Source organism: Gordonia sp. ALPHA1B1, assembly GCF_005502615.1.
GTDB lineage: Bacteria > Actinomycetota > Actinomycetes > Mycobacteriales > Mycobacteriaceae > Gordonia > Gordonia hongkongensis.
Genome location: NZ_SCOC01000012.1, coordinates 133,160 through 158,656 on the forward strand (window position 1 = coordinate 133,160; position 25,497 = coordinate 158,656).

General features: G+C 67.6%; 22 protein-coding genes and 1 tRNA gene. 9 read left to right on the forward strand and 14 right to left on the reverse strand.

The genetic code is table 11. The features are described from left to right. Nucleotides 1-117 precede the first annotated feature (117 nt). The 6 genes from FFS52_RS10740 to FFS52_RS10770 all read right to left on the reverse strand — a co-directional run bounded on the left by FFS52_RS10740 (nucleotide 118) and on the right by FFS52_RS10770 (nucleotide 7,911). Nucleotides 118-1,392, reverse strand: a complete 1,275-nt coding sequence (locus FFS52_RS10740; protein WP_171011606.1) for an ABC transporter substrate-binding protein — start codon at nucleotides 1,390-1,392, stop codon at nucleotides 118-120. Nucleotides 1,393-1,732: 340 nt separating this feature from the next. Then, nucleotides 1,733-2,893: a phosphatase PAP2 family protein gene (locus tag FFS52_RS10750; protein WP_137809699.1), complete on the reverse strand. Its 1,161-nt coding sequence runs from the start codon at nucleotides 2,891-2,893 to the stop codon at nucleotides 1,733-1,735. Between the two features lie 170 nt (nucleotides 2,894-3,063). Then, nucleotides 3,064-3,708 (reverse strand): TetR family transcriptional regulator, encoded by a 645-nt coding sequence (locus FFS52_RS10755; protein WP_137809673.1) that lies wholly within the window; start codon nucleotides 3,706-3,708, stop codon nucleotides 3,064-3,066. Between the two features lie 37 nt (nucleotides 3,709-3,745). Further along, on the reverse strand, nucleotides 3,746-5,950 hold the full coding sequence (locus FFS52_RS10760; protein ID WP_137809674.1) for an MMPL family transporter: 2,205 nt from the start codon (nucleotides 5,948-5,950) through the stop codon (nucleotides 3,746-3,748). 164 nt (nucleotides 5,951-6,114) lie between these two features. Next, nucleotides 6,115-6,636: a hypothetical protein gene (locus tag FFS52_RS10765; RefSeq protein WP_137809675.1), complete on the reverse strand. Its 522-nt coding sequence runs from the start codon at nucleotides 6,634-6,636 to the stop codon at nucleotides 6,115-6,117. Nucleotides 6,637-6,735: 99 nt separating this feature from the next. After that, a complete protein-coding gene (locus tag FFS52_RS10770; protein WP_137809676.1) occupies nucleotides 6,736-7,911 on the reverse strand; it encodes a DUF418 domain-containing protein in 1,176 nt (391 codons plus the stop codon). 78 nt (nucleotides 7,912-7,989) lie between these two features. Between FFS52_RS10770 and FFS52_RS10775 the strand changes: the two genes are divergently transcribed. Continuing rightward, a complete protein-coding gene (locus tag FFS52_RS10775) occupies nucleotides 7,990-8,598 on the forward strand; it encodes a TetR family transcriptional regulator C-terminal domain-containing protein (protein ID WP_137809677.1) in 609 nt (202 codons plus the stop codon). A gap of 55 nt (nucleotides 8,599-8,653) precedes the next feature. Here the strand turns inward: FFS52_RS10775 and FFS52_RS10780 are convergent, their stop codons facing one another. Further along, entirely contained in the window at nucleotides 8,654-9,043 is a 390-nt protein-coding gene (locus FFS52_RS10780) for a DUF5997 family protein (protein ID WP_137809700.1), read from the reverse strand. Between the two features lie 47 nt (nucleotides 9,044-9,090). Between FFS52_RS10780 and FFS52_RS10785 the strand changes: the two genes are divergently transcribed. Then, nucleotides 9,091-9,852, forward strand: coding sequence for a LysR family transcriptional regulator substrate-binding protein (locus tag FFS52_RS10785; protein WP_137809678.1), 762 nt, complete (start codon nucleotides 9,091-9,093; stop codon nucleotides 9,850-9,852). Between the two features lie 33 nt (nucleotides 9,853-9,885). Here FFS52_RS10785 and FFS52_RS10790 read toward each other — a convergent pair whose 3' ends face one another. The 3 genes from FFS52_RS10790 to FFS52_RS10800 form a co-directional block, all read right to left on the reverse strand. Further along, nucleotides 9,886-10,611, reverse strand: a complete 726-nt coding sequence (locus tag FFS52_RS10790) for an NAD(P)-binding domain-containing protein (protein ID WP_277243466.1) — start codon at nucleotides 10,609-10,611, stop codon at nucleotides 9,886-9,888. Between the two features lie 57 nt (nucleotides 10,612-10,668). Next, nucleotides 10,669-12,345, reverse strand: a complete 1,677-nt coding sequence (locus FFS52_RS10795; protein WP_137809680.1) for a DASS family sodium-coupled anion symporter — start codon at nucleotides 12,343-12,345, stop codon at nucleotides 10,669-10,671. 86 nt (nucleotides 12,346-12,431) lie between these two features. Continuing rightward, complete coding sequence (locus FFS52_RS10800) at nucleotides 12,432-12,848, reverse strand: TIGR03668 family PPOX class F420-dependent oxidoreductase (protein ID WP_137809681.1); 417 nt, start codon at nucleotides 12,846-12,848, stop codon at nucleotides 12,432-12,434. A 119-nt stretch (nucleotides 12,849-12,967) separates the two neighbouring features. Between FFS52_RS10800 and FFS52_RS10805 the strand changes: the two genes are divergently transcribed. Beyond that, on the forward strand, nucleotides 12,968-13,438 hold the full coding sequence (locus FFS52_RS10805) for an SRPBCC domain-containing protein (RefSeq protein WP_137809682.1): 471 nt from the start codon (nucleotides 12,968-12,970) through the stop codon (nucleotides 13,436-13,438). A gap of 3 nt (nucleotides 13,439-13,441) precedes the next feature. On the opposite strand, the gene FFS52_RS10810 is transcribed toward FFS52_RS10805, so the two are convergent. Together FFS52_RS10810 and FFS52_RS10815 are read right to left on the reverse strand one after the other, a co-directional pair. After that, entirely contained in the window at nucleotides 13,442-14,950 is a 1,509-nt protein-coding gene (locus tag FFS52_RS10810) for an amino acid permease (RefSeq protein ID WP_137809683.1), read from the reverse strand. Between the two features lie 65 nt (nucleotides 14,951-15,015). After that, nucleotides 15,016-16,116, reverse strand: coding sequence for a beta-mannosidase (locus FFS52_RS10815; protein ID WP_137809684.1), 1,101 nt, complete (start codon nucleotides 16,114-16,116; stop codon nucleotides 15,016-15,018). Nucleotides 16,117-16,316: 200 nt separating this feature from the next. Here FFS52_RS10815 and FFS52_RS10820 point away from each other — a divergent pair, with 200 nt between their 5' ends. Beyond that, complete coding sequence (locus FFS52_RS10820) at nucleotides 16,317-17,378, forward strand: YdcF family protein (RefSeq protein WP_249356207.1); 1,062 nt, start codon at nucleotides 16,317-16,319, stop codon at nucleotides 17,376-17,378. Between the two features lie 43 nt (nucleotides 17,379-17,421). On the opposite strand, the gene FFS52_RS10825 is transcribed toward FFS52_RS10820, so the two are convergent. Further along, nucleotides 17,422-17,495 (reverse strand) — tRNA-Gly (locus FFS52_RS10825). A gap of 252 nt (nucleotides 17,496-17,747) precedes the next feature. On the opposite strand from FFS52_RS10825, the gene FFS52_RS10830 reads away from it, so the two are divergent. The 4 genes from FFS52_RS10830 to FFS52_RS10845 all read left to right on the forward strand — a co-directional run bounded on the left by FFS52_RS10830 (nucleotide 17,748) and on the right by FFS52_RS10845 (nucleotide 23,072). After that, on the forward strand, nucleotides 17,748-19,247 hold the full coding sequence (locus tag FFS52_RS10830) for an HNH endonuclease signature motif containing protein (protein ID WP_137809686.1): 1,500 nt from the start codon (nucleotides 17,748-17,750) through the stop codon (nucleotides 19,245-19,247). A 21-nt stretch (nucleotides 19,248-19,268) separates the two neighbouring features. Further along, on the forward strand, nucleotides 19,269-19,841 hold the full coding sequence (gene dcd / locus FFS52_RS10835) for a dCTP deaminase (protein WP_058249633.1): 573 nt from the start codon (nucleotides 19,269-19,271) through the stop codon (nucleotides 19,839-19,841). A 152-nt stretch (nucleotides 19,842-19,993) separates the two neighbouring features. Further along, the gene (locus FFS52_RS10840) at nucleotides 19,994-21,430 is read left to right on the forward strand and encodes a UDP-glucose/GDP-mannose dehydrogenase family protein (protein WP_137809687.1); all 1,437 of its coding nucleotides are present in this window, start codon (nucleotides 19,994-19,996) and stop codon (nucleotides 21,428-21,430) included. Nucleotides 21,431-21,524: 94 nt separating this feature from the next. Next, a complete protein-coding gene (locus tag FFS52_RS10845) occupies nucleotides 21,525-23,072 on the forward strand; it encodes a hypothetical protein (protein ID WP_137809688.1) in 1,548 nt (515 codons plus the stop codon). Between the two features lie 34 nt (nucleotides 23,073-23,106). Here the strand turns inward: FFS52_RS10845 and FFS52_RS10850 are convergent, their stop codons facing one another. Next, complete coding sequence (locus FFS52_RS10850) at nucleotides 23,107-23,697, reverse strand: TetR/AcrR family transcriptional regulator (protein ID WP_137809689.1); 591 nt, start codon at nucleotides 23,695-23,697, stop codon at nucleotides 23,107-23,109. Between the two features lie 115 nt (nucleotides 23,698-23,812). Here FFS52_RS10850 and FFS52_RS10855 point away from each other — a divergent pair, with 115 nt between their 5' ends. Further along, nucleotides 23,813-25,384 (forward strand): DHA2 family efflux MFS transporter permease subunit, encoded by a 1,572-nt coding sequence (locus tag FFS52_RS10855; protein WP_137809690.1) that lies wholly within the window; start codon nucleotides 23,813-23,815, stop codon nucleotides 25,382-25,384. Nucleotides 25,385-25,497: the final 113 nt, after the last annotated feature.

Consider the following 25,497-nt stretch of genomic DNA (forward strand, 5'->3'; position numbering starts at 1 on the left):
TCATTCGTTCGGCGCGTACGGATCTCACGCGCGTGTGAGGATGCGGAGCGTTCGGATCGGGGAGCAGAGCCGGGTGTGGCGGGGTGGGTGACCACCCCGCCACACCAGCGACCCGTGTCAGTAAGCGCCCGGGATGCGCTGCAGCGCAGCCGGAAGCGGGGTGATGAAGCCGCCGGTGGCGGGTTCGGTCTTCTTCTCGGCGACGACGTCGAACAGCAGCATCTCGGTGGTGCAGTTCGGCGTGGTCGGCTTACCGCAGTTGAGCTTCGGGCCGATGAACGACTGGTAGTCGGTGACTGCCTTGAGCGCACCGAGCACGTTCGGGCCGGTGAAATCGGTGACCTTGGCGTTGTTGAGCGTGATCGCGAAGTCGGCGAGGGTCGCGAAGGTGCCGTAGGCGTAGAAACCGCCGGTGCCACCCTGCTCGTCGATGAACTTCTGGGCGATCCCGAGATTCGCCTTGGCCGGCTCCGGTGCGGAGTCCATGGCCGGGGGCTGCCAGATCGGTGAGTATGTCTGTGCGCCAACCGCTTGCGCACCCATGGTGTCGATGAAGTCGGTGCAGGCCGCCATGAACATGGTGCCCTCGTAGTTCACCGACCGCAGCGACTGCGCGAGCTTGGTGCACACGTTGTCGTTCTGTGAGGTCATCAGACCGGCCGCGGCGGGGTTGCCCTCGGCCAGGGTGGTGGCCAGCGAGGTGAAGTTCGGGCCGGTCGGCGGGTAGTAGACCGACTTGACGTCGATGCCGAGCTGGGCGCCGAGCGGCTTCATCAAACCGTCGAACACCTGATGTGCCTGGGGGAGATCGGCATTCGCCAGCGTCAGCGAGTTCTTGTTCGCGGCCTTGAGCTGCTGCATGAAACCGACGAGGAACGCGGCGGGAGGCGGACCGAAGTACACGCGGTTCTCCGCCGAGGCGCCGGTGGAGGTGTTGAACGGGATCTGGCCGACCAGCGGGATGCCGGCCGAGGTGAGAATCGGCACCGCGGAGGCGGATTCGGCATTGTAGCCGTCGATCGCGGCGACCACGCCGGCCTCGACGAACTGGTTGGCGCACGACACCGTCGATTCCGGTGCGGTCTGGTCGATTCCGCAGTCGACGATCTCGACGGGCCGGCCCCCGATGCCGCCGATCTGGTTGTTGATGTAGTCCAGGGCGGCGTCCTTGCCGGTGGTCACGCCACCCTGGGTGGCGGGGCCCTTGGTGGGGTTGAACAACCCCACCTTGATCGCCTCGCCCGACGCCTTGGTGCCGCTGGCATCCGCGGCGGAGCCGTCCGACGATCCGCCGTCGTCGCTGCTGCACGACACGACCGAGAAGATGCACGCCGCGGCGACGGCGACCGCCGCCAACCGTCCGGCTCTCCTGCGTGAATTCGACCAACGCATGTTTCGACTGCCTTTCCCGATGATCTCCGGGCACGACGGAACCGCCCTGCGAGAGGGCACGGCGACATCGCCCCGGCGGGGCTTAGAAGGATTGAGTTCATCGACCCAGCGCTGTGTCTGGGTCCGCGATTCCGGCACCGTCCGCCCTGGTCACGGCGGTGAGTCCACGTCGGATGTGATGTGGGCCACTCGAAAAGTAGCGATACCCTTACGCCGGTGTCAAGCTGTTCGGCGAAACTGGACACACAGTGGACCACATGGCACGACACTGCCCGTCACGAACGAGTTCGCAACGGGCAGTGGGACAAACGATTCAGTTACCGGCAGGTCAGGGCGGCCCTCAGTGGACGGTCACCCGACCGTCGCGGCCGACCGTGACGTCGGCGGTGTAAGCACGGACGAGGTCCAGGCGCTGCCAGGAGGCGCGGCCGGCACGCTGGTCGTCGAGCGGGTATCCCGCGGGCGACGCGGTCTGTTCCAGGACCTGACGCCGCTGCTCGTCGGTCAGTCGCGGGTACGCCCCGGCGATCAGATCGACGGCCTGTCGGGGCACCACCATCGGATGTGTCGGCGACGAGACGCGTCCGAATCCGTAGGTCATGCGCTGGGCGTAGATCGTCTGGGCCGCGGCGTCGGTGGCGTAGGGCGTGTCACGCGCGATGCACACCGAGAGGGCTGCGCCGCAACGCCATTCGAGTTCCTTGCGGATCTCGGTGGCAGACGCGGCGAGGAGCCGGCGGAACTGCGGGTCGTTCCAGCGATCGGCGGCGGCGGCCTGCCCGACGATCGCTCCACCGATCACGTCGAGCGGGTAGTGCACGCCCAGCACGATGCGGTGATATCCACCCTCCGAGGCACGGGCGAGGAACTGCGGCGCGAGTTCCGGGAGCATCGATGCGAACAGGGTGCCCCGCCAGAAGAACAGGCTGGTGTGGCCGGACGGGAAGGACGGGTTGCTGCCCAGCGCGTCGTATTCGCTGGCTCCGGCGCGCATGTACTTGCGGATCCGCTCGGGTGCGACGATGAACGGCCGCTCGTACCCGAACACGTACTTCTCGACGAGCGTCGCGTTCGCGAGCCCACCGGCGCGGGCGAGGTAGTCGCTGAAGAGGGCCGTGGTCTTCGGGAGGCGATCGGCGGCGAGGGCGTTCCGGAAATCCCGTCCGAGCCGGTCGCCGAACGCATCGGACATCGTCCAGAGCGGATCGTCGTGTGCGTCGGCGAGTGCCCGGCGCTGCAGCCCCGGGTTGCCGGCCGCCGACTGGTTGATCGCGACGGCTGTCTCGAGATTGCGGGCCATCACCTCGGGGTGATCGCGGCGCAGGGCGGTGAACGTCTCCACCGGTTGCAGGTACACGCCGCCCGGATACGACGAGATGTCCGAGGCGTAGAGCCGCGCGATGTCGGTCACCGGGAACGGCGCCGGGGTCGGCTTGGCCGGCGCGGCCTGGGCCGATGCCGCGAGCGAGACGGTGGCCGCGATGGCCGCGACCACCGCAATGGCAATCACTGACCAGCGGCCAGTGCCCCCTGCTGCCTGAGCCGGCGACGAGCGCAGCGAGGAGCCGTGTCGAAGGCCCGGCATCGGTCGCGGTCGGGCAGCGTTGTCCGAGATCACGCTCTGAATCCTAGAGGGAATGTTCGCGGGGCGAATGGCCGGACAACTACTGTTCATCCGACCGGCAACCCCTGCTCGAGCAGATCGAGCGCGCGCAGGGTCGTCTCGAGCTGGGGCATCTCCCGGTTGTCGTCGAACTCGGTGGCCAGATGGAAGGTCACCCCGGCCACCGCGTCGAGGAACACCTTGAGCCGGAAGTCGTCGGGCGCGATCCGTAAGTAGTCGGCGATGAGCTGGGTCATGTCCGAGATCATGCGCTCGGACTCGACCTGAAAGGTCTTCTGCAGCAACGGCTCGGTGCGGATCAGTTGCATGCGGAGCGGATTGCCGACCCAGGGGTCGTCGACCGTCAGGCGGTGCAGCTCGGTCATCAGGCGCCGGATGAGATCGAAGTGGCTGAGGCCGGGCGGCATGGACTCGACGATCGCGTGCGCCTCGGCATGCAGGTGCTCGTCTCCGACGACCACCTGTTCCTTCGACGGGAAGTAGCGGAAGAACGTCGTGTGTGAGACGCCGGCGGCCTCGGCGATCTGCTCGACGGTGGTCTTGGCGTACCCCTGCTCGGCGATCAGGGTGATCGCCGCCTGCCGGATGGCGTTGCGGGTGCGCAGTTTGTTCTGTTCACGCAGGCCCATCCGACGCCCCGGCGCGGGTTCCGGGGCGTCGGAGTCGGCGTGCACAGTCAGGCAGTTGCCCATGTGTGCTCACTTCTTGTCAGAAGGATTGTGCGGCTTCTCAGCTCGCCGGGACCGGGGACCTGGTGTCGTCCGGTTCCTCGAGCCCACGATGGCGGACTGCTTCGCCCTCGATGTCGAAGTTGATCACGAAGCGGTCGAGCCAGCGCGGGAGGCCCCAGGCCCGGTCGCCGAGCAACGCGATCGCCGCGGGTACGACCAGCATGCGGATCACGAAGGCGTCGAAGAACACTGCCGCGGCCAGCGCGAAACCCATCATCTTGGCGGTCGTCTCCGGGGAGAGCATGAACGCCGCGAAGACGCTGATCATGATGATCGCCGCCGACGTGACCACCCGGGCTCCGTGCCGGTAACCGGCGACGATCGCCTCCTTGGCCGACAAGCCGTGCATGAACTCCTCACGCATTCGGGTCACCAGGAACACCTGGTAGTCCATCGCGAGCCCGAACACCACGCCGATGAGGAAGATCGGCAGGAAGGAGATGATCGGCTGCGTGTGGGTGATCAATCCCAGCCAGCCCTCCTGGAAGATCGCCACGGTGACGCCGAAGGTCGCCAGGACCGAGAAGACGAATCCGAGGGTGCCGATGAGCGGGACCCAGAGCGACCGGAAGACGCCGATCATGATCAGGAATGCGAGACCGACGACCACGACCAGGTAGGGGATGAGTGCATCGTCGAGTTTCTGGGAGAGATCGGACATGATGGCTGTCTGACCGCCGACGTGGAGTTCGGCGCCACGGTTCTCGACCGTTGGTGCGAAGGCGCGGATCTGCTCCATGAGGTCGTGTGTGGCGGCTGACGACGGCGCGCTCTCCGGGGTGACCATGATCAGCGCGGTGTCGCCTGCTCGGTTGCCCGTCCAGGTGAGCCCCTCGGGGTTGGCGACATCACTCAGGGTTGCGATGTGCCGTACGGTCTCCTCGGCCGGGGCGTTGATCGCGCCGTCCTCGTCGTGCACGACGACGAGCAGTGGGCCGTTGATGCCCTCACCGAAACCGCGGCTCAGCAGTTCCTGCGCGGGTGCTTCGGCTTCGCTGGACAGCGACAGACCGAGTTCCAGCTTGGTGGCCGGGATGGCCGCGGCCGCAAGCGCCAGCAGGCCGATCACGATGAACGGGATGGGCCATTTGACGACGGTGCGCCCGACTTTGACACCCAGAGTGTCGTCCTCGGATTCCACGGCGTGCTTGATCCAGGGGATTCGAGGTAGGAAGGCGAACCGCCCGAACGCACCGAGGATGGCTGGGATGAGGGTCAGAGCAGCCAGCACCGCGATGAACACGGCGACGCCGGCACCCGCGCCCATCTGAGTGATGATCGGGATGCCGATCACCATGAGGGCCACCACGGCGACGATCACGGTGAGGCCGGCGAAAACCACCGCCGACCCGGCTGTGCCGACGGCTCGGCCGATGGCGTCTGATGGCGCGCCGCCGCGGAGGAGTTCCGCACGGTACCGGGACACGATGAACAGCGCGTAGTCGATGGAGACGGCGATGCCGAGCATCGTGACGATGGCGGTGGCGGACTCGTTGATCGACAGAGCCTCGGCCGACAGCGTGAGCAGCAGGATGGTGATGCCGACACTGACGATCGCGGTGACGAGAGGAATGAAGGCGGCGATGAGGGCTCCGAACGCCACGATCATCACGACGAAGGCGACGGCGAAACCGAGCAGTTCGGCCGTGCCGCCGGCTTCCATCACCTGCATCAGCGACCCGGTTGCCTCCACCTGCAGGCCGTCGACGGAGAACTCGTCCAGGATCGAGACGAGTTCTTCCTTGTTCTCGACGGTGAGGTCGAGGATCGGGATGTCCTGGCGCACCTGGATGAGGCCGACCCGACCGTTGTCGCCGACGACCTGCGCAGCGAGTGCTGGATCAGCGGCCGCAACCGTCAGCGGGTTGACGACGGTCTGCGGCTCGATCACGTCGGGGAGTCCGCGGAGGGCCGCGGCGAGCTCGTTCAGCTGCGCGGTGTGGTTCTGCAGCCCGTCCTCGGCAGCGACGAGGATGCTCGTGGACGCCTGTTCCTGCTGGGCCATGACCTGTGGGAAGTACTGCTCGACCTGTTCGGTGGCAACCCCCGAGTCGGTGCCGGGAAGGCTGAAGTCCTGCGCGAACTTGGGCTGGAGTGCGCCGACCAGTCCGGCGACCGCGATGAGCGCAGCCAGCCAGGCCGCGATCACCGACCATTTGTGGCGAAAGCAGAAGCTTCCGAGCTTGAACAGAAACGACGCCATGCGTGGACCCCTCTGGTGCTGCGGAAGACCGGCCCCGAAGGTCCCGGCGCAGATGACGAGAGAAATGGTACCCACTAACACTCGGGACTGAGTACCACTTTTCGGAGCGGGCTCCGTCACACCGCGCCGGCGGTGTGGCCGGCATCGCTTGCGAGAGGGTCTCGTCAGCGGGCGTTCGGCGGCGTCTGGTGTCCGCGGGGATCGGCGTCCGGGCGGTGACGCGGATCGATCGGGTTGTTCGATGGCTGACCGGCGTGCCGGCCTGCGATGTTCGGGTCGTTCCGCCCGTCCGCACCACGCCCGTCGGCGCCCCGTCCCTCGGTGTCCCGTCCATCCGCGTTCCGTCGGACATCGGGGTCGAGACGGTCCGCACGGGCGAACTCGCTCTCGACCTCGTGCCGCGACTCGGCCGCGTGTCCCTGGTGGTGGCGTGCCTGTTCCTGCAGCCGCTTGGCCTCTGCGGCCTTCGCATCGGCTTCGGCCTGCGCTTTCCGTGCCCGGGCATCGGCCTCCTCGGCGACGGCCTCGCGGTGGCGGACGGTCGAGACCTGTTGCGTGGCGTTCTGCCTGATCTCCTCGGCTTGAACCCGTCGGCGTGCCTTTCGCTGACGAAGCAGCAGCAACACGAGCGCAAGAATGACGATCACGACGACGACGGCGATGATGATCCAGATGGCGGTGTCCACGACTCACTCCTCGGTCGGATGATGGTGCGCGTCGGGTACCCCGCGGCAGGGATGGCTAACCCATCCCGGTCAGCTCGCTGACCTGCGGTCGAACAGCCGTCACCGCGGGTTGTCCACTCGTTCGGGTGACATTCGCCGGTCGGCGGAAGCGGTGATGCGGTCGTAGCTTCGGTGCCACAGCCATTCGAGAGGGCCCCGCTCGAATCGGCTGAGCCAGAAGCGGGAGAACAGCATGAGCACCACGGCGATGCCGAGGTACAGCGACACCGTGGCGGGGACCAGCGTCGAGCCGTCGAGATGGTGCGCGAGCCCCAGGCCCCAGCCGTAACAGGCGGCACCCGCGATCGCGTTCTGTAACACATAGCAGGACAACGCCATTCGACCGACCGGTGTCAGCGCGCGGCCGCACCGCCCGGGAGTGCGGCCGTCGGCGTAGTACCCGGCGACCCATGCGAGCAACCCCAGTGCGACGACCGGCGCCAACCCGTACCGCCCCACGACGAGTCCGGCATCGCCACCGGCCAGTCCGACGGCAAAGTCGAGAGGTAGGGCGATCCCCAGCCCGACGGCCATCAGGCGTCGCCGAAGCCGGGCGCCGCGCGGTTCCAGGACGCCGGCGCGCAGCAGGGCCGCGCCGATGAGGAAGAGCGCGATCGACATCGGCAGGATGAAGAGGACCTCGGCACGGAACATCAGGAAGTTCTCGGCGCGAAAAGCGACGAGGTCGACGAAACTGCCACTCGCGTAGGGGTTCGGGGACAGCGCGGCACCCGGACCCGATGTAGCGGGCGCGGCGAGAAGGGCCCAGCTCACCAGGCCCAGCAGCGCCAGATGCGTCGACGCAGCGATCGCGATCGCGACGTACTGGCGCCGCAGCCGCATCGACAGCAGGTAGGCGACGATGAGTCCGGTGACCGCGTAACCCATGAGGACGTCGAACTCGGTGAAGAGGAAGTAGTTGATCACGCCGTCGACGAACAGCAGCGCGGCTCGCCAGTAGTACCGTCCCGGCCAGGTCCGGCCTCGTCGAACAGCCGACCGCTGCTGGATGGCCAGCCCGATTCCGAACATGATCGTGAGCAGACCGAGGAATTTGCCCTGGGCGAGCTGCTGCAGGACGTCCTCGGCCACCGCCCAGGAGCCGGTGGCCCGATAGGCGCCCTGGATGTAGCCGATCAGCCCCTCCGCGTTGGTGAAGATCCAGATGTTGGTGGCGAGGGTGCCCAGAATCGCGATGCCGCGCAGGACGTCCAGCGCCGCGTGTCGGGTCGCCATCGGTTCTCCGTTCTTTGCTGACACAACCGTGCTATCAAAACCGGCGCCAACGTAGCACGGGTGTACTACCATGAGTCAATGCCCAAGTTGATCGACCGGGACGGGCGACGCGCCGAGATAGCCGAGGCCCTGTGGCGAATCGTGTTGCGCGAAGGCGCATCCGGAGTATCGGTCCGCGAGGTGGCGGCGGAAGCGAACATCTCGGTCGGCTCGCTCCGCCACGTCTTCGCGGACAAGGAGGAGCTGCTCGAGTTCTCGATGCGGCTGATCTACGAGCGGGTGGCGGTTCGCATCCGTCGGCACGACCGAATTCGCAACCCGCTGCGCTGGGCCGAGGCCGTGTTGTCCGAGGTCCTACCGCTGGACGACGAGCGGCGCGTCGAGATGCACGTCAACCTCGCGATGGTGACCGAGTCGGTGGCACATCCCGGTCTCGCAGATGCTGCGCGTGAGGCCCACGACGGTTTGCGTTCGCTCTGTCGGACGGTGCTGGGCGTCCTCGACGAGCACGGGCTGATCGGCGCCGGCCGCGATCTCGACTCTCATGCGGTCGCGGTACACGCCCTCGTCGACGGTCTGGCGATGCACCTGCTCCTCGCCGACACGGATTCGCCGGCCCGCGCGCAGCGCGTGCTCCGGGAGCATTTGACAGGGCTGGCGGTCGAGATCCGAGAGACGTTGCAGTGAAGCGATAGTCGCTGTCGGGTGGATACTGTTGTGCGGCTGCGGACCGGTCGGAGGACTAACTCTCCGGGTCCGTGTCACCCTCTTCGCGGGCGCGTCGTCGGTCGGCGTGCAGCGACCTGACGCGCCGCTCCTCGCGACGGACCTCGATCTGGGTGGCGCGTTCGGCGGCCAGCCAATCCGGCATCTCGGCGAGGAGGTCGTCGATCTGCGCCGTCGTGAGTGCCTCGGTGATGCCGCCGCGAACCAGGCCCGAGTTCGAGATGCCGAGTTTCGCCGCGACCAGATTCTTCGGGTGCGGGCCGTCGGCGCGAAGCGTGCGGAGCCATTCCGGCGGGTCGGTCTGGAGGGCGGCGAGTTCGGCCCGGGTGATCGGGCCCTGCTGGAACTCCGCAGGAGTGGCCGGCAGGTACACGTCCAGCTTTTTGGCGGCGGTGGCCGGCTTCATCGACTGCGAGCTCATTCGACGAGGGTATCGGGCGGTAGCCTTTGGGCGTGACCACACCCGACGTTCACGCAGCGGGCGAGGCCCCTGTCTTCCGGCTGGCATACGTTCCGGGGGTCACGCCGAGCAAGTGGGTCAGGATCTGGGCCGAGCGGCGTCCCGACGTCTCGCTGGAACTCATCGCCCTCGACGTCGCGGTCTGTGCCGAGGCGGTCGGGGAGCGGCGCGTCGACATGGCGATCACCAGATTGCCCGATGCCCTGCGGTCCGGCGATGCGCGGGAACATCACACGATCGACCTGTACGAGGAGACGACGGTCGTCGTCGTGCCGAAGGACCACGCCCTGACCGCCGGCGACGAGATGACCCTGGCCGATCTGACCGACGAGCAGTTGCTGTGGCCGCTGGACGAACCGTTGACAGTATCCGAACGCCCGGGTGCGGCGGTGGATCATCGGCCCGAGACCACCGGTGACGCAGTCGAACTCGTCGCGGCCGGCGTCGGCGTACTGCTCGTGCCGCAGTCGCTGGCGCGCCTGCATCACCGCAAGGACCTGGTGTATCGGCCGGTCACCGACGCCCCGACCGGGTCCGTCGGACTCCTCTGGCCTGCTCCCACAACTCAATTGGCCGATGAGTTCATCGGCATCGTGCGCGGCCGCAAGGCGACGTCGTCGCGGGGGCGGACCGACGAGGCGCCCAAACGGTCGGCGAAGGAGAAGGCGGCGGCGAAGAGGGCGGCACGCGAGGCGGCCGGGAAGATCCCCGGCAAGAGTGCGCGACGCGGGCCCGGACGTCCGAAGCGTCGCTGATTCCCGCCGTGGCGTGCCGCCCCTGTCAGTGCGTCAGGCGCGCCACTCAGCGGTGCGTTCCGGCGACGCATCGGCAAGCGCCTTGAGGGTGTCGTCGGCGCCGAAATCCTTGCCGTACACCGGCGTTCCCGGCTGTTGCCGCCACGACTCGGCGAGCGGTCCGGCGTCGACCGGGTCGAACCCGAGTTCGTCGACCACGCGGAACACGATCTCCTTGCCGGCCGGATCGTCGCCGGCGATCGGCAGCGCGATGCGGCCCTCTGTGCCCGCGGGTACGCCCTTGTTCAGCAGGTGCTTCCAGTAGATACCGTTGAACACCTTGTACACCGGAACGCCGAGCAGTTCCGACACCCAGACGCTCTCGGGAGTACCGTTCTCGATCGCCTCGATCTTGCCGTCGCGCTGCTGGGGGTAGTAGTTGTTCGTCTCGATCACCGGGGCGTCGGGCTTGCGGGCGTCGAGGATGCCCGGCGCGAGGTCGGGGGTGTTCTTCTGCGGGATGCTGACGATCACCAGGTCGGCGTCCTTCGCGGCGTCGGCGGCCCATACCGCGGTGGCGCCGGTCTCGGAGGCCAGTTCGGCCAGCGTCTCCGGGTCGCGTGAGTTCGCCACCCGCACCTCGTGTCCCAACGATGTCAGACGACGCGTGAGCGTCCCGCCGATGAATCCCGCTCCGATGATCCCGATCTTCACAACTGCACCTCTTTGTTCGACGACGTTGTTGACCCTTCGCGCAACGGATCCGTCGGTTCGGTGCATTCCCGTGGTCGGCGGGAGGGTGACGAGCGACTCGACCGGGCCCGGTCGAGTCGTGGGTCAGTACGCGATGCCGAGAGACCAGGCGAACACCGTGTAGGCGGCGAGGGTGATGAGCACGATCCCGATGAGGTTGAGCCAGAGCCCGCCACGGATCATCTGGCCGATGGTGACGTACCCGCTGGCGTAGGCCACCGCGTTCGGTGGGGTCGCCACCGGGAGCATGAATGCGCAGGTCGCGGCGAGGGCGACGGGGATCGTGAGCACCAGGGGGTCGAGACCCATCCCCATGGCCACGCCTCCGGCGACCGGGAGAAATGTTGCCGCTGTCGCGGTGTTGCTGGTGATCTCGGTGAGGAAGATGATCGCGGTCGCCGCGATGACCACCAGCACGATGACCGGGATCGTGTCGAGCCCGGCGGCCACGTCGCCGATCCAGGCGGTCAGTCCGCTGGACTCGAACTGCTGGGACAAGGCGAGGCCGCCGCCGAACAGCAGCAGCACGCCCCATGGCAGTTTGATCGCGGTCTCCCAGTCGAGCAGGCGCACACCGGGTTTGGAGCCGCTGGGCAGCAGGAACAGCAGGATCCCCGCCGTCATCGCGATGCCGGTGTCCGAGATTGGCGGATTCTCGTCCCAGATCAGCGGGACCGCGATCCACGCCAGTGCGGTGAGGCCGAAGATCGCGGCGACCCGGATCTCGCCCTGCGACATCGAGCCGAGGCCGTCGAGCTGATCGCGGATGATGCGCCGGCCGCCGGGGATGTCGTCGATCTCCGGCTTGAACAGGACGTGCGTGAGCAGGAACCACGCGATGGCGAGGAAGATGACGGCGAGCGGGACGCCGGCGATCATCCACTCGAGGAACCCGATGTCGATGCCTTCGCCCTCGAGGTACCCGACCAGGAGGGTGTTGGGCGGGGTGCCGATGATCGTGCCCAACGAGCCGATGGATGCGGCGTAGGCGATGCCGAGCATCAGTGCTGTGCCGAAGTTGCTCTTGATGACCGCCTGGGTGAGGGTCTCACCGTCCACCGGTTCGTCGGTGTCGGTGGCCTTCGGCCCGGGCGCGTCGGTGCCCGATTCCTTGCCGAGGTCGAGAACCAGCGCCAGGACCGACACGCCGATCGGGATCATCATCACGGCGGTTGCGGTGTTGGACACCCACATCGAGAGGAATCCGGTGGCGATCATGAAGCCCGCGATCACCATCGGCGGCTTGGTGCCCATCGCCGAGACCGTGACCAGGGCGATGCGGCGGTGCAGATTCCACCGCTGCATCGCGAGGGCGATGATGAAGCCGCCCATGAACAGGAAGATGACGTTGTTTCCGTAGGCCGCGCCGACGTCGTTCACCGAGATCGACTCGCCTGCTTCGTCTGAGCCGAAGACCGGGAAGATCACTAGCGGCAGCAGCGCGGTTGCGGGGATGGGTATCGCCTCGGTCATCCACCAGAGGCCCATGAGAACTGCGGTCGCCGCCGTGAGCCGGGCTCCCTGCCCGACTTCGGCGGGCAGGATCACGTACACCAGGGCCGCGAGTGCCACGCCGGCAAGGAGTCCGATCCACTGCTGACGTCGCATCTTCGGTTCCACCTCGTCGGCGCGCTCACCCGCCGACTGGTGGTCGATCTCGTCGAAGTCCTGCTGTGGGTCAGGCGATCCGGAGCCTCGGCCGGCCGAGCCCGGTGATCCGGACCGGTTGTCGCGTGGCCGTTCGCCGCTGCGCTGCACCATCGGGAACCTCCTCGGTATGCCTGCGTGGCAGCCAGCCTATCCAGGAACGTGCCGGAATTGCCCGAAACCGCTGCCCGCCGACGTGCCTATGAGGTGGCCGACCAGCTGTGCCACGTCAGAGACTCCACGACGATCACCGGTCCATCGGGCCGTCGGAGTCGATACTGCGGGTACTTCGCGGCCAGCGTGTCGATGCCGTGCCTTCCGACGGATTCACCGGCGTCGACGACATGTGCCCGGCCGTCGACCCGCACCCACCAGGGTTCATCCCAGTTGTCGGAATACATGTCAGCCAGGAGCGACACCGCGGGGTTGTCCGCGATGTTGGCGAGACGACGGAGTGCGGTGGTTCGTTTCGGCTTGTGATCCACGCACGTGTAGATGACGTCGTCGTCGAGTGCGCACACGACGGGGACCAGGTGCGGCTTGGTGGAGGGTGACACGGTGGCGAGCGTGACCGACCGGGCGGCGGCGAAACGTTCCCGAGTCAGGCGCAGGTCCATCTCACGAGGATGACACGCACTCGTGGGAAACAAGGTCACCGATGAGTACGGGCGCCGGTTCGGGTCCACCTCTGTGTCCGATCCCCGATCCGGGGGACCCGACCCGAAAGGGCAGCACCATGACGCACGAGAACGTTGCCGTCAGCCGCACGATCTCCGCCACACCCGACGAGGTGTTCGCGGCGCTCGCCGACCCCCGCACACACCAGGCCATCGACGGCACCGGCTGGGTTCGGGACGCAGTCGACACGACGCCGCTGCGGGAGGTGGGCCAGCTCTTCCGGATGAACATGTACCACTCCAACCATCCGGATGGTGACTACCTGATGGAGAACCGGGTCGAGGTGATCGAACCGCGGTCGGCGATAGCGTGGCAATCAGGGCAGCGCAACGACTCCGGGGAGCTCGAATTCGGCGGCTGGACATGGCGGTACGACCTGGTGCCGGTGGGGGAGTCGTCCACCGAGCTCACCCTGACCTACGACTGGTCGGCCGTACCCACCCACATCCGCGAGTACATCGAGTTCCCGCCGTTCGCCGACGACCATCTGCGTAACTCGTTGAATCACATCGCCGAACTTGTCGGCTGATCGTCAGCCGACGAGGTCCGGAGCCGGATCGCGATGCGCCGACGCAGCCGATGTGGGTGACAGATCGGCGGTGAGCAGGTCGACGGTCGGGCTGCGCGTGATCACCTTGTGGCCCCACCACAGAGCGAGGAACACGAAGAGGGCGCCGTAGGCGGTGAGCCACAGTTCGAGATTTCCCGCGGATCCGTCGCGGATCGCCGGGAGATTCTGCCCGGCGATGACGGCAACACACATGAGCAACGCGATGATCGGTCCGGCCGGATAGAGCCAGGCCTTGTAGGGGAGTCCGCCGAGGTCCAGGCCCTGCGCGTGCCACGCCCGACGGAACCGGTAGTGGGCCCAGGCGATCCCCATCCAGGTGATGAAGCCGGCCACCGAGGAGGCGGTGACCAGCCAGACGTAGGCGCGACCGTCGCCCACCCGACTCGCTAGAAAGCAGAGGGCGCCGATGGCCGTCGTCGCTGCTACGGCGAGGAGTGGCACACCTGATCGGGTGACCCAGGCGAACACACGTGGGGCGTTGCCCTGAACAGACAGGCCGTACAACGCGCGGGTTGCCGCGAACAGGCTCGCATTGCCCGCCGACAGGATCGCGATCAGGATCACGGCGTTCATGATCGATGCCGCCACCGCGATCCCCGCTTCGGAGAACACGAGGGTGAACGGGGCGATTGCGATGTTCTCCTCGGACGCATTCAGCAGATTGGGGTCGGTGTACGGGATCAGGAACGCGATGATGGTCAGGGTGCCGATGTAGAACAGCAGGATGCGAACGAAGACGGTGCGCACGGCGCGCGGAATGGCCGTCTTCGGTTCGACTGCCTCGCCGGCGGCGACCGCGATCATCTCGGTGCCCTGGAATGCGAAACCGGCGATGAGGAAGACCGACAGCATTCCGATGGGGAAGTCCACGAACGGAGCGTCGTCGATCGTCCAATTGCTGAACCCCGGCGACGGACCGTCGCCGACGACACCGAGAATCAGCAGCACGCCGACGATGAGAAAGACGACCACCGCGATGACCTTGATCGCCGCGAACCAGAACTCGGCCTCGCCGAACGCCTTGACCGCGAACAGGTTCAGCGCCAGCAGGCCCGCCAGGAACACGACCGACCAGATCCACGACGGCACGTCGGGTGCCCAGTACTTCATGATCAGTCCGGCCGCCACCAACTCGGCGGCCAGGGTGACCGACCAGTTGAGCCAGTAGTTCCACCCCGCGGCGAAACCGAAGGACTTGGACACGAAGCGCTTGCCGTACTCCTCGAACGGGTTGCTGCACGGGATGTACGCCGACATCTCGCCGAGGCTCTGCATGAGGAAGAAGACCATGCAGCCCATCAGCAGATACGCCAGGATGGCGCCACCCGGACCCGCGTCGGAGATGGTGGCGCCCGAGGCGACGAACAAGCCGGTGCCGATGGCGCCGCCGAGCGCGAGCATGCTGATGTGACGACTCTGAAGTCCCTTGCGCAGAGATTCGTCGGGGGTGATCCCCAGGGGACTGGACACCGGCAGAGTCTAACGGCCGGTCGGCCTCTCGGCCGGGTGTTGCGCTGTTGCTCGAGTGCTGAGCCTCATTCGAGGCTGGTCAGTTCGGTGACCAGTGCGTGCACCGGGTCGCCGGGACCGATGTCGTAGGTGCACTGGTCGTCCCGCGGGTCCGGGACGAATGCCCAGAACAGTGCGGTTGCCGTCCCGGCCGCCCGCTGACCGGCGACCTTGATCCGGAAGTCGGCGGCGCGCTCGGACCTCGAACCGCACGAGCCGGCATGCTGGCCGATCTCGTTCACCGCGAGGGGTTTTCCGACTGCGCGGGCCTGTCGTAGACGTTCGGCCAGTCCGTTCCACTGATCCCCGGGGAGCGCGACCCCATCCGCACCGTAATCGTGATAATCCAGGACATCCACGTACGGGGAACCGGCGACGTACTGATAGTCGGGCCCGGCGGTACCGCACTGGCCACCGCCGGTGAAGCCGGACCAGATCACCGCTCCGCCGTGCAACCGGGTGACCATCGCACCAGCCGCGCCGAAAAACGACCGCAATACGCGCGCGGCGTCGACCGGACACGACCGCTGCTGCCATCCACACGATTGATCGCCACAGATTGACGGTTCGGGTTCACCCACCAATTCCCATCCCGCCAGGGCCGACCTGCTCTTCCAGCGTCCCACTGCCGTCCTGACCCACTGCTCGAACGTGAGTCCACCCGCGCCGGCGACGGTTCGCCAGCCGGATCGGTACCAGTCTCGTTCCTTGAACACACCACTCTCGCAGGCGCCGTCGGCGGCCGCGAGGACAGGCAAAACCATCTGACCGTGCCGCGCGGCGGCGTCGAAGACGGCATCCATCGGCCCGAAATCCAATTGCTGGGTGTACTTGTTCACGGCCAGTTGAGCGAACAGATTGAAGCGGGTGAGCGAATGCGGAGGTAAGCCGGCGAAATAGTCGTCGAGATCAACCATCGCTCCGCAACCGGCATTCACCGACCAATCGGTGGCCAGCTGGTAGGCGTCGAATCCGGATGGCCACCACTGGCGTCCATCGAGCGTCAGCCCAGCCGGAGTGGCATCGACCCGGTTGGGCGCCGCATGAGCGGGCGGCGGCAGCAGCCAACTCAGGAGCAGGCCGATGCTCAGCACCAGAATCGGAGTTCTCATCGCGGGCAGATGCATGTGTGCGTCCTGAGATGACGAGGACCGACTGTGGCATCGGCCCAACTCGTTCGATGATTGCACGCCGGCGGCGCGGTTTCGATCGCGTCCGAGAATGGGTACGGAGAAACGTTTCGTGTGCGCCGAGATCGAGTTAGAGCCGCCGGGCGCATTCCTCATTTGCCGACCTGCGCGACACCTGTGACACCATCGTGCTCGTGATGGGGGTACTGATAGTTGCTGCAGTGCTGCTCATCGCGAGCGCGGTGCTCGCATGGCAGGACCCACGTCGTCTGAGCCCCGGCATCCTGCTGACCGCGGGCTTGTCGGGCGTGATGCTCGCCGCGGTGATCGCGGCCGTGGACAGTGGCGTCGACGACGACGGCTTGGTTCTCGCGCCGGCGGTCGTCATCGTGGCCCTCGGACTCGTTGCGCTGCTTGCCATCCTCATTCTCGGGGTGTCGTTGATCGCCAACGGCGTGACGCTTCTGCGCCGAGAGGGGCGCCGTCCATCGAACCTGCTGTCGGCGCTCCTGGGTGCACTCCTGTCCGGTTACGCGCTCGCTGTCCTGCTCGGGATCATCGTCGGATGGTTCGACGTGTCGACGAGCAACGCGCTGCTCAACTTCCTTCTGGCGGTGGGGATGCCGGCCGGCTACCTGGGGTTCGTGTTCGCCTCGCTGCTTCTCTGGTCGTGGCTGTACGGCCGGTGGAGCAGGTGGCGGGCGCGACGGGCGAAGGTCGGCGCGATCATCGTCCTGGGTGCCGGTCTGCTCGACGGGTCCCGCGTCGGTCCGCTGCTGGCGTCACGACTCGACCGCGGTCGCGAGATCTATGATCTGGCCCGGCCTTCCGGCCTGGACCCGCTGATCATCTGCTCCGGAGGCAGAGGTGGCGACGAGCGGCTGTCGGAGGCCGCGGCGATGGCCGAGTACCTCGTCTCGAAGGGCGTCGATCGTGATGCCATCGCACTCGAGGACCGATCCACCGACACCGCGGAGAACCTCCGGTACTCGAGGCGTGTGCTCGACGAGCGTGGAGTGACCGAACCGGTCGCGGTGGTGACGAGCGGCTATCACGCCTTCCGCGGAGCGATGCTCATGCGGTCTGCCGGGATCGACGGATTCTCGACCGGCGCCCACACCGCGCGATACTTCGTCCCCAACGCCCAGGTCCGTGAGTTCTTGGCGGTTCTGCGTGACCACCGATGGATCAACGGAGTCGTCGTCTTCCTGCTCAGCGTGCCACTGATCTCCGGCACCGCTGTGGCTCTCTTCGGCTAGTCCGTCAGTGGACCAGGGGAGTGCCTTGCGGACCCCGTGATGGTGGAGCCGATGACGGGAATCGAACCCGCGTATTCAGCTTGGGAAGCTGATGTTCTGCCATTGAACTACATCGGCGTGCGAGTGCCGGACTCGCGAACGACAGCCTAGCAAACCCGTGGCCGGTCCGGTCGTCAGCACTCGCAGATGTCGCAGATCGTGGCGTGAGGCGCAACGAACCGCGACATCTGGGCGAGACCGGGTATCGGCGGGCCGACGCGATTCGGTTGCGACGCAGAATAATTCGCGGGACGGGGTTGCGCGCTGGACGACCGGCCGGTAGTCTCGAACGTAGTTTCGAGTAAAGCCATGATGACGGGGGATGAAATCATGGCTTCTACCGAGCCATCTGCAGCACCACCACTTCTTCTCGACCAGTACAAGCGCCTGCATGCACTTATGGACGAGATCGCCGAGACGCAGTCCACGGATTGCTCCGACACTGACCTCTTACAGGTCGCGATCGAGCACGAGCGTGCCGAACGACGGTTGCTGTCGCTGTTCACCGATCACATCGTCGACATCGACGAGCGGTCGGCGTACCGGAAGATGGGGTGCCAGACCGTCTCCAACTTCCTCTGCCATGGTCTGCACCGGCGCGGCGAGGCGACCCGCCTGATGAACCGGGTCTGGGCCTTGGGCAGGTTTCCGGACATGCAGGGGGTGCCGCTCGAACCGCGCTTCCCCGAGACCGCCAAAGGTGTTGCCGACGGCGAGATCTCGGGACGCCACGTCGACGTCGTCATCGAGGTGATGCGCAAGATCCCCGCCGACGTGGACCCTGCCGACAGGGAAGCCGCCGAGGCAACGCTCGCGCACTACGCACGCGAGTACGACCCGTCGTCACTCCGTGATCTCGGCGCCCGCATCCTGGCCCACCTCGACCCCGACGGAACCATCACAGACGATCGCGACCGCGCCCGCAACCGCGGCCTCAAACTCGGGCCGCAAGACGCCCAACTGATGTCCCGGCTGACCGCAACGCTTGACCCCGTGACGCGCGCCATGTTCGACGTCGTCTTGTCGGTGTGGGCCGCTCCCGGGATGAACAATCCCGCCGATCCCGAGTCGCCCACCGGGAACCCCGCCGCCGCGGACCCCGACGCGCTGGCCGCCGCTGCCGGACGCGACGAGCGCACGACCGAGAAGCGGAACCACGACGCGTTGCGCGCCATGCTGCGCTTCGTGCTCGACGCCGGCGCGCTCGGGGGTTCGCACCACGGGCTGCCGCCACACCTCGTCGTCTCCATCACCGAATCGGCGCTGCGCGACGCGGCCGGCGACCCGGCACGGACCGCGACGGGAACCCTCCTGCCCATCAAGGACGCCATCGATCTCGCCGCGGACGCGCAGCACCATCTCGCGGTGTTCCGGGACCACTCCAGTGAGGTGCTCTACCTCGGGCGGTCCAGGCGATTGGCCTCGCGCGCACAACGAATCGCCGCGGTCGCCCGCGACGGCGGCTGCACCTTCCCGGGATGCACGCGGCCGTCGTTCGACTGCGAGATCCACCACGTCGTCGAGTGGGACGCCCACCACGGATCCACCGACCTCGACACCCTCGCGACCGCCTGCCCACCACATAACCGAGTGGTCGGCACCGGGGTGGATCAGTGGGCCACCACCATCGCCACCGAAGGGGTCGACGCCGGCCGCGCCGTCTGGCACCCGCCCCGCGCGCACCCGTCGTCGACGCCGCGGATCAACCACGCCCATCGCACCGACGCCATCTTCGACCGGATGCGCGCTGATGTCCGGCGGCGGCGCAGTACAGCGGCACCGGAGAGCGGAGGGTCGGCGCCAACCGACACCGGCGCAGATCCTCCCTGACCATTCGATAACCTCGACACCGTGCTGCTCTCCGACCGCGACATCCGCGCCGAGATCGCTGACGGGCGCCTCGCCATCGATCCGTTCGATCCCGCCCTCGTCCAGCCCTCCAGCGTCGACGTCCGGCTCGACGGCCTGTTCCGGGTGTTCAACAACACCCGCTACACCCACATCGACCCCGCACAACGCCAAGACGAACTCACCTCGCTGGTCGAACCCGCCGACGGCGAGCCCTTTGTGCTGCACCCGGGCGAGTTCGTGCTGGGGTCCACCCTCGAGGTGTGCTCGCTGCCCGACGACCTCGCCGGCCGGCTCGAAGGCAAGTCGTCACTCGGTCGGCTCGGCCTCCTCACGCATTCGACGGCGGGCTTCATCGACCCCGGCTTCTCCGGCCACATCACCCTCGAGCTGTCGAACGTCGCGAACCTTCCGATCACCCTCTGGCCCGGCATGAAGATCGGGCAGCTGTGCCTCATCCGCCTCAGCAGCCCGGCTGAGGAGCCGTACGGCAGCGCGTCGGTCGGATCGAAGTACCAGGGACAACGTGGCCCCACCCCGTCAAAGGCGTACCTGAACTTCCAGAAGCACGACTGAGGTTTCGACTCCGCTCAACCAGCGGGAGCACTCGGCTCAACCGGCGGGTGGGCGGACCGGGTGGGCGCGGCTCCGGAAGTTCACCCAGCCGATGACAACCCGCCACGACGAGGATGGTTACCGGTGGTTCCGCCTGGGTAACCGTTGCCCTCATGAAGCTCACGGTGATCGGATGCGGCTACCTCGGTGCCACTCACGCGGCCTGCATGGCCGAACTCGGGCACGAGGTCGTCGGCATCGACGTCGATCCGTACAAGATCGAACGCCTGCAGGCCGGCGAGGTCCCGTTCTTCGAGCCGGGGCTCGCCGACATCCTGCGCCGCAACATCGACGCCGGACGACTCCGCTTCACGACCGACCACCTCGCGGCCGCCGATCACGCCTCGGTGCACTTCCTCGGCGTCGGGACCCCGCAGGAACCCCGCGGGCACCGGGCCGACCTCTCGCACGTGTACTCGGCGATCGACGCGCTCGTGCCGACGCTGCGGGGCGCCCACCTCATCATCGGCAAGTCGACCGTACCGGTCGGCACCTGCGCCGAACTCGCACAACGGATCTCGGTACTGTCGCACGCCGGGGCGGATGTCGAACTGTCGTGGAGTCCGGAGTTCCTGCGCGAGGGATTCGCCGTCGAGGACACGCTCCGGCCGGATCGGCTCGTCCTCGGTACCGGTTCGCTCGACCCGAGCGGTCTCAACACGGCCGCCGACGACCCCGAGGCCGGGTCGTCGGCCGGGGAGGTCACCCGCGAGATCTACCGCGAGATCCTCGAGACCGGCGTGCCGCTGATCGAGACCGACTGGGCCACCGCCGAACTCGTGAAGGTCTCGGCGAACGCCTTTCTGGCCACCAAGATCTCGTTCATCAACGCGATCAGCGAACTGTGCGAGATCGCCGGCGCCGACATCAACACCCTCGCCGACGCGATCGGGCACGACCCGCGGATCGGACGCCGATTCCTCAACGCCGGTCTCGGTTTCGGCGGCGGTTGCCTGCCCAAGGACATCCGCGCCCTGACCGCGCGCGCCGACGACATGGGCGCCCCGCGGGCCGTCGGCTTCCTGCGGGAGGTCGACGCCATCAACATGCGTCGCCGGGGTGCGGCGGTGGAACTGGTCTTCGAGGCCCTCGGCGGCGAGGTCCTCGGGCGCAACGTCGCCGTCCTGGGCGCCGCCTTCAAACCGGAGAGCGACGACGTCCGTGACTCACCCGCGCTGACGGTGGCCAGCAGGCTGGCGCTCGAAGGGGCGTCGGTGACCGTCTTCGACCCGAAGGCGATGGACAACTCACGACGCGTCCACCCGAGCCTCGGCTACGCCACCTCGGCGCGCGACGCGTGCGACCGGGCCGACGTCGTCGTCATCGCCACCGAGTGGGCCGAGTTCGTGCACATGGCGCCCGAAGAACTCGAGGGCGTCGTCCGCGCCAAGCGCATCGTCGACGGCCGGCGCTGCCTGGACCCGCAGATGTGGCGCGACGCGGGTTGGGACTACCGCGCCCTGGGCGGCCCCGCTCCCACCCGCCCGGCGCCGCGAAACCACCCGTCCGAGCAGGTGAACGGATATGCGCCGGGGGCCACCGTCCGCTGAGTCGTGCTAGGTTGAGCTCGCGATTGTCCAGGGGGCACCGTCTCGCCGTGGGGGACATGAGGCGAGGTGCACGTGAGGTGCAGGAATCAACCAGATGACCGACACGGTGGCCGATCCGGCCGTGACACCGACGTCTGCGCAGGCAGAGGTCACGGTCAGTGCTGCCGTCGTCGACGCCGTGCGCGCCGAACTCGCGGGGCGGGGGATCGTGCAGAACGCCGAGGTCGTGCTGTTCGATCTCGATCCGCGGGCGGGCGTCTCGGTGGGACGGTTGGACCCGGCTCGAGGGACCGTCGCGGACTCCTACTCCGATTCCGGTCTCACCCTCGCCGTCCTGGATGAGGTGATCGCCGACCATCTCGTTCGGGTCGGGCGGGTGGCGGCACCGACCTCGCGCGAATGGCACGAGGAGGTCCTCGACCTCGTCACCCGCGGCCGCGAGCGGCTCCGCGAGTCCGACGGCACCTTCCTGATGGGCCGCGACCACATCCGGCTGTTCCGCATGGCGCGCCGCGACGTCGCCGAAGCCGGAGCCCCGCTGACCGCACGCGCCGAGGACCTCGCTCGCGCGGCGGTGTCCGGAGCCTCCGCCCCCGCGGTCGTGGTCACCGATCGCGTGAGCGCATGGCCCGGCCTCCGGGACGCGATCGCGCGAGCGGTACCCGTGCCGGTCGTCGACGTCGCTCCGTCGGGAAGCATCACTCGGCCCCCGGTGCACGGCGGACACGCGGCGGAACCGGAGGTACCGCACCCGATCGCGGTGTCCGGCGATGTGATCGAACCGGACGTGGAAGTGGCGACCCCGCCCGCCGAACAGGATGCGGTCCCGACCCGGCCGGATGACGGTTTCTCGGCCCCCGCCGAGATGGCCGAGATCGCTCCGAGTGGCGACGACCATACGCACGATACGCACGACACCCCCATCTTCGAGTCCGTCACCCAGTCGCCACCGGTGGTGGCCATGGCGTTCGGGGCGCTCGCTCCGTATGTTGCTGCCCCGGATGTCCCTCGCGCCCAGCCGCTTCGGGACGACCAGCAGTTCTCCGAGCTCTCTCCGGTCGGTCACGATCAGCGCACGCCGACGAATCCGGTTGCCGAGCCGCCGCCGTCGGCCGAGTTTGCGCCACGGTGGACGTCGGCGCATACGCCCACGCCGCCCGTCCGGTCCGGCGATGGGGAGGTGAACGTCGATCCGATGGCCGGGTATTCGGCGGACACAGGGTCGGCCATCGGGGCTCCACCGCACTCCGACGTGTCCGTAGCAGGGCCGCAGGCGGCCGGCGCGAGGCGACGGCGGCACGGAGGCAAGCGCGTTCTCGCCGCGGTGGCGCTGCTGTGCGCGGTGGCCGTCGTCGCGGTGGCCACGGCGTTGGCCGTCGGACACGATGAGGCGTCGCCGACCGTAGCCGCGCCGCTTCCCCAGCGCACCAGCGCCACTCCGGAACCCGAATTCGCCGATCCCGCAATCTATGCCGAGGCCCGGCAACCGGCGCGCCGGTACACGACTCCTCCTCCGCCGGAGACGACGACGCCCTCCGCGGAGGAGCCCGCGCCCCGGCCTCGTCCCCGGCCGCGGACTCCGCGTCCGCCAGGTGGCGTGACGATCCCGCTTCCCGGTCTGCCGCCGATCGTCCTGCCCTGACGCAAGAACCCGATGACCGTGTCCGAGCCGGGTCTCAGTCGCCGGGCCGGGGCGCCAGTGCGCGGGCCACGAAGTCGAGGACGTTCTCGTAGTTCGCCGATGCATCGACGTCGGGGTGATAGGCATGGGCGAGTTCGAGACTCACGGCGCCGTGAACGGCGGACCAGGTCTGCATGGCTTGTTCGACGGGGTCGGCGGACAAGATGACCCCGGCCACCTGGCCGTACCGGATGGTGTCGACGAGGACCTCGAATGCGTTTGCGGCCACGTCGATCTCGGGCGTGCACTGCGCTGAGAACATCAGCCCGTAGAGCACCGGATTGGCGAGTGCGAACTTCCGGTACGCCACACCGGCGTTGCGCAGACGAGTCGCCGGATCGTCTTCCCTCGTCGCAATCGCCCGTCCGAACTCCGCGTACCCGTCGGTGACCAGGGCGTCCAGCAGGCCGTCCCGGCCGTCGAAGTGGTTGTAGACGCCCATCGGGGCGACCTTCGCCTCACCGGCCACGGCCCGAACCGTCAGACCGGCCGTGCCATCGCGCTCGAGGATCGTGCGACCTGCCCGGAGTAGCGCGGATCGGACGTCGGCGCCTGCTGTACGCGTGCGCGGCTTCGCGGGAGACATGTTGACAACCTACTGGAACGGTGTTCTTCTTGAATAGAACACTGTTCTACAACTCTGGAACGTTGTCCTAACGGATCGCAGAAATCGCTTGCGCCACCCGACCAGGAGAAGATCGATGCCAACCGAACGCACGCATGCTCGCTGGTGGGCGCTGGGCGCCCTCAGCTTCGCCGAACTACTCGTGATGATCGACAACACGATCGTCAACGTGGCCCTCCCGACGCTCGCCCGCGACCTCGGCGCCGGGATCTCGGGCCTGCAATGGATCGTCGACGCCTACACGCTCGTCTTCGCCGGCCTGCTGTTGACCGGCGGCTACCTCGGTGACCGGTTCGGGCACCGTCGCGTGCTCCTCACCGGCATCGGAGGTTTCATGCTGGTGTCGGTGCTGGCGGCGTCATCCCAGAACCTCGGGCAGCTCATCGCCGGTCGCGCGGGGCTCGGGGTCTTCGCGGCGCTGGTCTTCCCCGCCACGCTCGCGATCATCACGACCATCTTCGTCGATGCCCGGGAACGCGCGATGGCTGTCGGGATCTGGGCAGCGGTCTCCGGCGTGGCGGTGGCCATCGGACCGGTTCTCGGCGGCTGGCTCCTCGAACACTTCTCGTGGACATCGGTGTTCTGGGTGAACGTCCCGTTCGGTGTGGTGGCCCTCGCGATGATCCTGGCGGTCGTACCCGGCACGCGACCGGTGTCGGTGCCCCGGTTCGACGCGCTCGGGGTCGTGCTCTCGATCGCCGGCCTGGGCCTGCTGACCTTCACCCTGATCGAGGCGCCCCACGTCGGTTGGGCCACGGCGCGCACTGTAGTGGGTGTCGTTGTCGCAGTGGCCATCCTGGCGGTGTTCGTGGCCACACAGCTGCGGATCGCGCACCCCATCCTCGACGTCCGGCTCTTCGCCAACCGGCGCTTTGCGACCGCGGCCGGGATGATCAGCGTGGCGTTCTTCGCGCTCTTCGGCTTCATCTTCCTGATCACGCAGTTCTTCCAGGCGGTGAAGGGATACGGTCCGCTGGCGGCCGGTGTCCGTACCCTTCCGTTCGCGATCGTGATGGCGGCGCTGTCGCCGGTTGCGATGGCACTGTCGCACCGTTTCGGGCCTCGGGTGGTCTCGGTGACCGGTGCCTTCCTGATGTCCGGCGGGTTCGCGCTCGTCGAGCTCTCCGCGCGGGACTCCGGGTATTGGGAACTCATCATCTGGGCGATGTCGCTGATGGCGGCGGGTCTCGCCTTCATCTCCGGTCCGTGCACCCAGCTCATCATGGACGCGCTGCGTCCGGAACAGGCCGGCGCGGGCAGTGCGGTCAACGACACGACACGCGAGATCGGCGGGACGCTCGGTGTCGCGGTCCTCGGGTCGATCCTGACATCGGCGTATGTCGCCGGGGTCGGGGACCGGCTGTCGGGCAGCGGGTTGCCGGCCGAGGCGGTCGACGCGGCGAAGCAATCGGTGATGGCCGGGGTCGGGGTGGCCGACCAGGCGCCGGGCGCGATCGGTGATGCGGTCCGGATCGCGGTGCAGGACGCCTTCATGGTCGGGTTGCACGACGCGGTCTGGGCCGCGGTCGCCGTCACGGCGGTCGCGGGCGTCGCGGCGGCGTTCTTGTTGCGGGGCAGCGGAAGCGGTTCGCAGGCAGTGCCGCCGGCCGAGGCGGAGGAGTCGGCGCCCTTCGTGGCTCGTCGCTAACGCTCCTCGCACCTCAGCCTGGATCCGTGGAAGGAGTTCAGGTGGGGTGGGGTTGGGGCGCGTGATCGCCTGATTGTGTTGTGGGCGTGTGGTATTCGCTGACCTGTGTCAGC